The sequence below is a fragment of the Bifidobacterium sp. genome (genome assembly GCF_051876855.1).
GTDB lineage: Bacteria > Actinomycetota > Actinomycetes > Actinomycetales > Bifidobacteriaceae > Bifidobacterium.
Map to the genome: position 1 here is coordinate 1 of NZ_JBJEIH010000046.1, position 11,265 is coordinate 11,265.

Annotated in this window: 4 protein-coding genes; all 4 read left to right on the top strand. The window is 63.4% G+C overall.

Features of this window, described 5'->3' with window-relative positions; genetic code table 11:
• Positions 1-3,017, top strand: a 3,017-nt coding sequence (locus tag ACI38B_RS03835; RefSeq protein WP_439729592.1) for a hypothetical protein, incomplete at its 5' end; no start/stop codon positions are given.
• 174 nt (positions 3,018-3,191) lie between these two features.
• Complete coding sequence (locus tag ACI38B_RS03840; protein WP_439729593.1) at positions 3,192-6,365, top strand: hypothetical protein; 3,174 nt, start codon at positions 3,192-3,194, stop codon at positions 6,363-6,365.
• 775 nt (positions 6,366-7,140) lie between these two features.
• The gene (locus ACI38B_RS03845; RefSeq protein WP_439729594.1) at positions 7,141-10,296 is read left to right on the top strand and encodes a bifunctional [glutamine synthetase] adenylyltransferase/[glutamine synthetase]-adenylyl-L-tyrosine phosphorylase; all 3,156 of its coding nucleotides are present in this window, start codon (positions 7,141-7,143) and stop codon (positions 10,294-10,296) included.
• A 252-nt stretch (positions 10,297-10,548) separates the two neighbouring features.
• On the top strand, positions 10,549-11,265 hold a 717-nt coding region (pyrB, locus tag ACI38B_RS03850; RefSeq protein ID WP_439729595.1), incomplete at its 3' end, for an aspartate carbamoyltransferase.

Consider the following 11,265-nt stretch of genomic DNA (forward strand, 5'->3'; position numbering starts at 1 on the left):
CGAGGGAGCCGGTTGATGTGAAGCCGGTGCTGGCGGTTGGTCTGACCGCGGCGACGGTGCTCGCCCCGCAGGCCGCGATGGCCGACGAGACCATGCCGGCCCAGACGGCGGATCAGGCTACGCAGCAGGCCGCGGCCACCCCGACCGATCCGGTCGAGGCCGCGCAGGCGGACGTCCAGTCGGCGAAGGACGCGCAGTCGGCCGCGCAGGCGGACGTCGAGACCAAGCAGGCCGAGGCCGACAAGGCGGATGCCGTGGCACAACAGGCCAAGGCGAACGTGGAGTCCAAGGTCAACGCGGATCCGGGTGTGCAGGCCGCCGGTCAGGGTGTGCAGGCCGCCGAGAGCCAGCAGGCCAAGGCGCAGTCCGATGTGAAGGCCGCGCAAGGCCAGCAGGCTTCGGCACAGGCTGACGAGCAGACGGCGCAGGCGGCGGATACGGCCGCGCAGACCGCAGCCCAGCAGGCGCAGCAGGCCAAGGACGAGGCGCAGCAGAACGCCGACCAGACCGCCAAGGCCGCGGCCGGCGACGACATGACCAAGCTCAACGGCGACGTGCAGTCGGCCCAGAAGGCGGCCGATACGGCCGACAAGGCGAAGACGGACGCGCAGACCGCCGACACGACGGCGCAGGACACGCTGAAGACCGCCGAACAGAACCTCGACACGGTCAAGCAGGTCGCTGCCGACGCATCCGACCCGGCGAAGGTCGCCGCGGCCGAACAGGCCGCGAAGGACGCCGCCAAGGCGGTCGAGACGACCCGCCAGACCGCCGAGCAGGCCTCGACGGCGAAGAGCCAGGCTGAAAAGGACTTGGCCGACAAGCGGGCCGCCGCGAAGAGCGCGAAGAACGCGGCCGACAAGGCCAAGGCGACCCTGGAGGCCAAGACCCAAGCCAAGGCGAAGGCCGACAAGGCGCTGGACAAGGCGCAGTCGGACAAGTCCGCGAACGACACGGCCGTTGCGGCCGCACAGGCGAAGGCCGACAAGGCCGCGAAGGCCGTGGAGACGGCGCAGGCGGATCTCACGCAGAAGCAGTCGAACGCCGCACAGGCCGCGAAGGATGTGGCGGCGGCGGAGTCGACGCTCAAGGATGCGACCGCCGCGCAGCAGCAGGCCGCCGATGAGTATGCGAAGCTGTCTACGAAGGAGGCGCAGTCCGCCGCAGGGTTCTTCGAGAGCCGTCATGCGAATGCCGCATATAAGATTCTTACCGACTCGTCGGTATCGGAATACATCAAGACTGCCGCAGATGGCACCAAGACGACCGAGCATTTGCTTGATACTACCCATCTCGGCGCAGACGGTGACGCCACTTCGCTTGACAATATGCTGAAGGCACTCGATTTCATCGACGAGTGCAATCGTTTGCGCGAGGCCGAAGGCTTGGAGCCGTTGAAGGTCAGTGACGAAGCGATGGCGTGGGCGATGCTGCAGGCGAATTACGCCGCGACCGACTTTAATCACGTTGGCTTCCATGACGCGAATCTCGTTGGCGGTGTGTCCACCCCCAAGGACGCGTATCAGCTGTGGTGGACCGATGAGAAGAACTACCTTGACAGTCTTCCGAAGGACGAGAACGGCAATATCACCGGGGGCGACTACAACAAGTATGGGCACTATTTGAATGCCCGTACTTGGAACGGTGCCACTGGTGTCGGATTCACCAATCCGGCAAATTCCTACAGTACCGCCGCCCAGTATTTCGCCCAGATGTATGGTGACTCGAACGAGCTTCCTCTTTCCACTACCAAAGAGTACCGCGCTCAACTCAACAACTACATCACCAACATCAAGAACGCGAAGTCGAAGCTGGAGAACGCGAACATCGCGCTGTCCAACGCGCAGACCGCGCTGGACACGGCCTCGTCGAAGTCCACGGCCGCCGAACAGGCGGCGAAGGACGCGCAGTCCACGCTCGACACGGCGAACGCGGAGGCGACGTCAACCGCCGCGCAGCTGACGGCCCTGCAGGCCGCGGCCACAAGCCTCGACCGGACGCTTTCCGACGCGAAGGCGGCCGCCCAGTCCGCCCAGTCCGGGTATGACAGCGCGAAGTCGGCCGCCGACTCGGCGGACGCCACGCTGGCTGCCGCCCAGAACGCCGAAAACACCGCCCGGCAGACGCTGAAGGACGCGGAGGCGAACCTCACGGCCGCCCAGAACGCCGCAGATCAGGCCGTGAAGGACAATGCCGCCGCCCAGACCAAGGTCGAGGCGATGCATGACGCGCAGGCCTCCCTGGCCCGCGCGCAGGCCGCCTACGACAGCGCGAAGTCGGCCGCCGACCAGAGCGCGAAGACCCTGGCGGATGCGACCGCGAAGGCCGCGGCCGCCCACCGGACGCTCGACGAGGCGAAGGCCGCGTTGGACGGGGCGACCGCCCGCAAGACGGCCGCACAGAGCGCGAAGGCGACCCTGGACAAGGCGTCGGCCGCGTTGAAGACGGCGCAGGACAAGGCGACCCGAACGGCCGCCGCGCTTGCCACGGCGCAGGCCAAGTTGGCCGAGGCCACGCAGCGGGTCAAGGACGCGCAGGCGGCGGCCGACACGGCCGACAAGGCGGTCGAGACCGCGAAGTCGAAGCTCAAGCTGGCGCGCGAGGAAGCCCTGGGTACGGACGCGGTGAAGGTCGCTCAGGCCGTCCTCGATGAGGCGCAGGCCACGGCGGACGCCGCGCACAAGGCGCTTGACGCGGCGAAGAGTGTGAAGGCGACCGCCGACCAGCGGGTGGCCGACGCCGAGACGGCGTTGAAGCAGGCCGAGGCTGTCAAGCAGGCCGAGCAGAACGCCCGGAACGCCGCCCAGACCGGTACGAACGGTTCGACGGCCGCCCAGACCGGCAAGGCTGCGACCGGTACGCCGAAGTCCGGCGCCACGGCGGCCACCGCCGGCAAGCGGCTCGCCCAGACCGGTGTGAACGCCGAGGCCACCCTGGGTCTCATGGCCGTCATGGCGGTCGCCGGCGCGGGCTGCGTGCTCGTCAAGGCGCGCGGCAAGCACATCAACCGCTGGTAACCCCCGATACTGCGGCGCCCCGCCGCGACCCCCAGCCCCCGGATTCCTCACCTTCCCGGGGCGGGGTTGCGGCGGGGCGCCGTCGTATGCGCCTATCGTTGTCCTTTTCCTGCCTGCATAGCACGTCGGTACCGTTTGGTTCCGAACCGTTACCAAGGAGGAAAGAGGACCAGTATGCAAGTATCGTGGAAAAAGCACCTGCGCCCGATTGCGGCGCTTGTGGCGCTGTTCACGGTCGGCGGGCTGTTCGGCGCGGTGAGCGCGAACGCGTCCGACACGACCGGGGGTGCGGCAAGCAGCACGACGAGCAGTGGATACTCCATCACCGTCAAACCATATGACGGGTTCACGCTGAAAAACGTGGCGACGACCGCCCGGCCGGTCACCAAGGAAATGCTTGAGGCGGCATACAAGAAGGCGGGTATCACCGCCCCGTCCGCATTGCCGGATTCGATTATGAAAGCGGATACGGCAACACGAGCGACCATCGCGTCGTTCATCGACGTGTCGAGCATCGCCGAGATGCCGACCGCCCAGCGAACGGGAGCGGGACGTTTGACCGTTCCCTCGAAGGGCGTGTGGTATCTGTCCAATCAGTTCGGCTTTACGCTCGCCAAAGCGCCGGGCACGGCCTACATCAACGGGTATGCGGATGACGGCACCAGTCTATCCAAAGTGACCGAACTGACCGAAAAAATCATCCAGAACGACGGGGGACAGGCGACCTCCGGGGATACCGCCGCCGATACAACCCCCAGCGGCATGACCGGCGGCACGCATGCCGCTCTCCGCCCCGCCGTCGCCATCGCCCGGGCCGCCACGGCGAAAACAATCCCGACGGCACTCAACTGGAATACATACAACTCCACCCAGAAAGGGATCGTGTATGTCGGCGCCCATTACGGCGGTTCCGGGGACAAAGGCACGCATGTATTCACCTGGAACGGACACAACGTCGTCTGCCAGGACCCCACCAGAGACGCACCGCCAAGCGGGAAGATAACCTACACCGCATACACCTACTCGAACGCGGCGACCTGGCCGCAACTGAAAGCGGCGTTCTTCTATGGATACGGCGGGCCCGCCAATATCTTCGGCAACGATGTCGGCAAGTCGATTCTCGCCACACATTACGTCATCGCCAGAATGCTGGGGCATTCGGTGCCGTCGGGCCTTGACGCGTCAACACAGGCTGCCGTTGACGCGTTGTGGAATGTTGCGAACAACGTCCCATATGGATTGGAATCCATGGAAATCATCCAGCTGGATTCAAACGGAACAGGCTACCAGTGGATGATGTTCCCCGTCTATCACTATTATGACGTGTCGTTCTCCACCCAGGCGCAAACCACCGGCGATGGCGGTTCCGGCGGATGGGTCAACGGCGGCACGACCGCCGATGGCAAGTTCACGTACGGCGCGATTGATCACGACACCAATCATGTGCGCGATCAGCTCACCATTCATATCACCAGCGGCATCAAACCGGCCGAAGACACGTTCAAAGTCGATTTCTGGCTGAGCGCGGATACCGCGGACGGCAAGCATTACGCCGTCAAGAAAACCAAGACCGGCCTGTTCGGCGGGCAGATTGACAACAACGGCACGGTCTCCGTGACCAGCGACGAGTTCACACCCCAGGAATTGTGGGGGCAGTCGTACTGGCCGAACAACGCGACGTTCTACTTCGATGAGGACATCACGATGGACAACTACTTCTCCAAGGCGGCGAAAAACCAGGGGCCGTGGTCATTGCGAGGTAAAACTGACAAAAACGAGTCGTGGTTCCGCAAGCCGACCGACCTGACGGTGGCGACCGAGGCGCGCTACTATGACGCGAACGGGAACCGGGTGTCGGCGTCCCCGACGCTCAACGGGACGGGAAGCGTGCTCGACCATCTGTCGATCACGCCGACGGACCAGTGGGTGCGGTCGAATGAGACGCTGACCTACACGGTCACCCTCAACTACAGCTCGAATTATGACGATAAGCCCGAGAAAATCGTCACGAAGACGAAGGCGGAGAGCACAAGCGGCGGCTGGGCGACCGGCCAGGCGCATGAGGCGGACTCCGACAAGTTCACCGCCGCCGACCTGGGGTTGAAGGACGGGTGGAAGCCCGGCACGTACTGGTTCGACGTGACCGTGTCCCGGTCGGACGTGGCGGCCGCCCCGTCCCTGGCGAAGGACTCCTACGCGCATGAAGGATATAAGGACAATAGTGAAAAGTTCACTATCACCAAGCCCATCCTCCGTGAAGCCCTTCCTTCGGTCTCCACGAAGGTCACGACCGGCGCCGCCCGTGACGGCAAGCCGGTCAAGGACCAGGTGACCGTCACCATGCCGGTCAACACGACCGACTTCAAGGTGACCGGCGTGACCGTCAAGGCTCGCGGCAGCCTGTACTGGAGCCCGGACAAGGGCACGGAAGGCGGGACCGTCCCGTCTGACGCCAAGAAGATCGCGGACCTGACCCCGCTGACGTTCACCTCGGACATGCTCGCCGACGGGTCGGAGACCCTGACCTACGACCCGCTGACGGACAACGCGCTGAAGAACGTGAACGCGCAGAACCGTTTGGGCACCGGCTATTACACGTACGTGTGGCGCCTTGACAAGAGCGACCTCGTCGGGCAGACCGCGACCCTGACCTGGAGTCTCGGCGCGGCGAAGATCACCCAGACGGAGACGACCGACGTCCTCTTCCAGAACATGGACTCGACCGTCTCCGACGGCTGGAAGCCGGGCGCCGAACAGACCGAGATGACCGCCACCTGGACGCCCGCCATCCTCAAGGTCGGCCATGTCGGCGAGGCCGACGGCAAGTGGATGGACGGCCGCCCCGCCGCGAACGCCATCCTCAACATGGTCGAAACCACCGATGCCACCGGCGCGACCGCCACATCGACCGCGCAGACCAGCCAGATCCAGTTGAAGGCCGACGGTACGGGCGTGTTCCCGACCCAGGCCATCGGCATCGGCCAGACCCGCTACTACAAGATCTGGGAGTCCCAGGTCGGCAAGCCGTTCAACAAGCCGAAGAACGGCGCGTACTGGATGGTCACCGCCAAACAGGTACCGGGCACGACCGGCGTCCAGCTGACCGTCACCGGCACGAGCGACGAAACCCGCTGGCTGGTCCGCGCCTGGACGGGGGCGGACAACGGGACAAGCGCCGGCAGCGCCTTGAAGAACAACCCGGTCGACTGGACCATCAAACTGGGCGACACGCTTGACGCGAACGTCGCACGAAATCATGGCAATGGGGTGGCGAAGTACCACTCTGGCGACGTTGAAAGAGTGCAAGGAATATCGTCGCAAGTTTGCCGCTATCTGCGCAATCTGTAGTACCTCCCGGAAGGTATCTCGCTTATCTGTGTTCGGCGGCGCCTGATACCCGAAGTATTGTGGTTGGTATTCTGCGAACCATACCCGCGGTCTGGGGTATCTGCGAACACAGATAGAGTAGAAACACTTTGGGACGTACTACAGATATGTGAGATACCGGCTTTCGAATACCGCAGAAGAGCGAGATACTCGTATCATTCTGATTCGGAAGGTGAACATCGCAACGAACGCACCTGAGCCGCGAATTAACGCATACATGAACTATCGGGGCGTGGTCGGAATACGAGTGCTGGGTCGGTGCAACTGGTTTGTTGCGTGATTGCACGTGCTCTGGATTGATTCGGCTGCTGGACTTGCGCATGGGGAATTTGCTTGCCATGTGATTATGCAGTTGCATAGCGGGCAGATTGATTCGGCTGTCCGGCTCTGCAGTAGTAATCGAACATGGTACCGGCCTGTGGTGTGACTGCTCAGTCACACGGCGTGGAGATATCGCGCGGGCGGAGACTGTCATGATACGGTATCGGCTCGTGGTGCGATTGCGCAGTTACATGGTGTGGAGATAGACGTGGATTGAGGATGTTGCAACACGGTACCAGCCAGTGGTGTAACAGCCAGGTCGCATGCGGCGGCGATAGGCGGGGATTGGATTCCGCAACACTTGGTATCTGCCTGCGGTGCAATCAGCGGGTCACACGGCGGCCCGTAATCAAGTTACTGTCATATCAAGGCCCACATGCCCAGCATCGGCGGCATCTGGCGGTATATTGGAACTATGGATTCATCACCGGCATTTCCCTTCAGCACCCGTGATCTCATCCATATCGGATTCCAACGGTTGGACGAGGCGCGATCGGCTTTTTCGGCACTTAACGAGTACGGCATCGGCGCTGACCATATCCGCCCGATTGCCGATGCGTTGGCGAGCGCCCTCGACCCGGACACCGCAATCGACAATCTCCTCGGCATACTTGAGGGCTTGCCGCAGGACGATGACAGCGTTCGTCGCATTCTCGAAGACGCCACCGCCGCGCGCAGGCTCATCGCCGTGCTCGGGGCGAGCGACAAGCTGGGCAAACTCATGCGCACCCGAGCCGAATTGGTCCGCGCCGCGGCCCTAGACCCATGCCATAGTTGCGACTACAACCGTCCGCAACGGTTCGCCAAGCTCCTCGACGCAGTACAAGCCAAGACATTGGAACTCGCCGACGCGCAGGAGGATGGTCAGACGCATCTGGCCTACGAATCATCCCTGCCGTTGCCGGAGGCCACCGACCGCCTGCGTGCCGCCTACCGCCGCCAGCTCGCCGCGATTGTCGCCGTTGACGTCACCGCCGAGAATCCATGTGACATTCAGCCGCGAATCAGCAAAGCGCTGTCGGATCTCGCGGATGCCGCGCTCGAAGCGGCGCTCGCCATCGCCCGGCATGAGACACCGGACAGCGCGCGGTGCCGGTTCAGCATCATCGGCATGGGCAAACTCGGCGCCCAGGAATTGAACTACGTTTCCGATGTCGATCTGATCTACGTGGTTGAACCCACCGACGCCGACACCGGCACGACCACGCTCACCCGCATCGGCACCAGGATGGGCACCATGCTGCAACGCGTCTGCCAATCCGTCATCATGGGTTCCACCGAACCTCCATTATGGCAGATTGACGGCGGGCTTCGGCCTGAAGGCAAGGACGGCCCGCTGGTCCGCCGGCTTGAATCGCATCGCAGCTACTATGAGCAGTGGGCACAGAACTGGGAATTCCAGGCGTTGCTCAAAGCCCGGCCGGCCGCGGGCGACAGCGAACTGTCACAAGCCTACTTGGACATGACCCGCCCGTTCGTATGGTCCGCTTCGAAACGCGACAATTTCGTCCAAGACTGCCAGCAGATGCGCCAACGCGTTGAACGGCTCATCCCCGATAATCTCAAAGACCGTGAGATCAAACTCGGTCGAGGCGGCTTGCGGGACGTCGAGTTCACCGTGCAGATGCTCCAGCTCGTCCACGGGCGCTCCGACACCACGCTACGCAAACGCGGTACGCTGGACGCGCTCAAGGCGCTCGCCGACGGCGGATATGTCTCGCGCAAGCAGGCGACCCTGCTGGCGCAGGATTACCGGTTCGAACGCGTGCTCGAACACCGCCAGCAGATGTGGGAACTCAAACGCACCCACCTGTTCCCGGATCTCGGAACTGGCAATATCGGCGGCCTTGAACGCAAACGGGACGTCGACATCGATGCGCTTAGCCACAATGAGGAACTCCGCCGGCTCGCGCGTACCTTCGGCCTGCACCCCGAGGAGCTTGTCGAACGTTACGACGAGACGCGGCGCGAAGTCAGGCGTCTGCACTTGGACATCTACTACCGACCGATGCTGCCGATCAGCGCGCGCATGGACGACGACCAGATCACTCTGTCCGACCAGGCGACCCGCGAGCGGTTCGAATCCATCGGTTTCGCCGACCCCGACGCCGCCATGCGCCACGTCAAGGTGTTGACCGACGGCCTGTCTCGGGCCGCGCGCATCAACCGCATCCTCCTGCCTGCCGTCCTCCAGTGGCTTGGGCAAGGACAGAACCCGGATATGGGCCTGCTCAACTGGAGACGATTAGAAGAGCATTTCGGCGAAGACAGCGACTATCTCGGCTTCCTGCGCGACTCCCAATCCGCAGCGCAACGCCTGTGCCACATCCTGTCCAACTCGCGTTTCCTAGGCGACGCGCTCAACCGTTCGGTCGAATCCGTCACCTGGCTGGGCGACGACGACGAACTCAGGCCGCGCACTCGAGCCAGCCTCGACGTGCAATGCGACGGCATCATCGCCCGCAACCGGTCGAGTCTCAAAGACGCCGCCACGTTGTTGCGTGCCATGAGACGGCACGAAATCGAACGCATCGGACTGGGCTGGATGAGCGGCGTCATCGACGAGGACACCACCCTGACCGGCATGACCGACGTGTATGACGCGATCATCGATGCGGCCTTGCGCTGGGCGTTGGAACACCGCCGTACCATGATGGGACTTGAGACCTGCCCGGCGGATATCGCCGTCATCGGCATGGGACGCTACGGCGGCAGGGAAATCAACTTCAGCTCGGACGCCGACGCGATTCTCATCTACCGGGCCAACGGCACGGGAAACGCCGGACAGGGAACGCCGGACGAGGCGCTCGCCGGCTCATATGCGAGACAGGTCACCGACGATGTACGTTCCCTGCTGCAAGGCCCGTCCACGTTGGAGCCGCGCATCGACCTTGACCTCGACTTGCGGCCGGAAGGCAAGAACGGCCCGCTCATCCGCTCGTACGCCTCCTGTGAGGAATACTACGGGTCCTGGGCGAGCACCTGGGAGAGTCAAGCGCTGATCCGTGCGCGGTATGCGGCGGGCGACGGCACGCTCGCCCATGATTTCCTTGACAATATCGCCAATCCGCTGCGCTATCCGACGGCACCGCTCAACGGGCAGCAGATCAGCGAAATCCGCAAGCTCAAAGCCCGTATGGAAGCTGAACGGCTGCCTAGGGGCGTGCGCCGCGATCGGCATCTCAAACTCGGCAAAGGTGGACTGTCCGACGTGGAATGGACCGTGCAGCTGCTGCAACTGGAGCATGCCGGCACCTGTCCCGAGTTGCGCACCGGGTCCACGATGAATGCGCTTGACGCTCTCGAAACCCAAGACATGATCGGGCACAAGGACGCGGACACACTGCGTCGCGCATGGCGGATCTGCACGGCGGCCCGCAACGGCAATTACCTGTGGTCCGGGCGTGCCGCGCGTGCGGACATTCTGCCCGACGACCTCGATTCGCTCGGCGGTATGGCCGTTTACCTTGGGTATGGGGCCAATCGCGGGCAGCAATTCGAAAACGACATCCTCGCCTTGATGCGCCAATGCCGTGAGGTTGTGGAACGCCTGTTCTACGGACAGCAGTAAGTCCCCGGCAGGCTCGCGGCGAGCCAGTACGACCGGTCCCGGCGAACCCGCGGCGAGTCTTTGGTGAGCCTTGCCGGCCCGTGTTGAACGTGAGTGCGCCGCGAGCTGGCCGAAGCCGCCGGCATGTCCCTGAATCGTCCTACAGTTGGCTAGGTCACATAAGGTGGCCACCTCTCAACAGGAAGGTGAGCCTTGTCCGAACACAGCACCCAGTTGCCGGCAACCGGCGTTCCCCAAGAAGCCGAATCGTCCATGGTCGGCAAAAGCGTGGTCACGCTTGACGATTTGACGACATCCCAGATTGTCGATTTGCTTCATAAAGCGCAGTACATCGAAACGCATCGTCATGAGGTGGCGCATACCTGCGACGGCAGGGTGCTGGCCACCCTTTTTTATGAGCCCAGCACGCGCACGCGTCTGAGCTTCGAGACAGCGATGCTCCGGCTCGGCGGCCATGTGATCGGTTTCGCCGGCGCCCAATTGTCCTCCGTGACCAAGGGCGAATCCATCGCCGACACTGTCAAAACTGTGTCCAACCTCGTTGACGTCATCGCGATGCGCCACCCCAAGGAAGGCGCCGCGCTCGTGGCGGCCCGTGCGGCCAAGGACTTCGGCATTCCCGTGATCAACGCGGGCGACGGCGGCCACATGCATCCCACTCAGACGCTCGCCGACCTTGCGACCATCACCTCGCGCTACGGCAGGATTACCGGGCTGACTATCGGCCTGTGCGGCGACCTGACTTTCGGGCGGACCGTGCATTCGCTTGTCGAGACCCTGTGCCGTTTCGGCAATGTGAACTTCGTGCTCATCAGTCCTGACGAACTGAAAATGCCGCGGTACGTGATCGACCGCATCAAACGCGCGCCCTCCTGCACCTACACCGAGGTGCGTGACCTCGCCGGCGTGATCGGCGATTTGGACGTGCTGTACATGACGCGCGTACAGAAGGAACGCTTCTTCAACGAG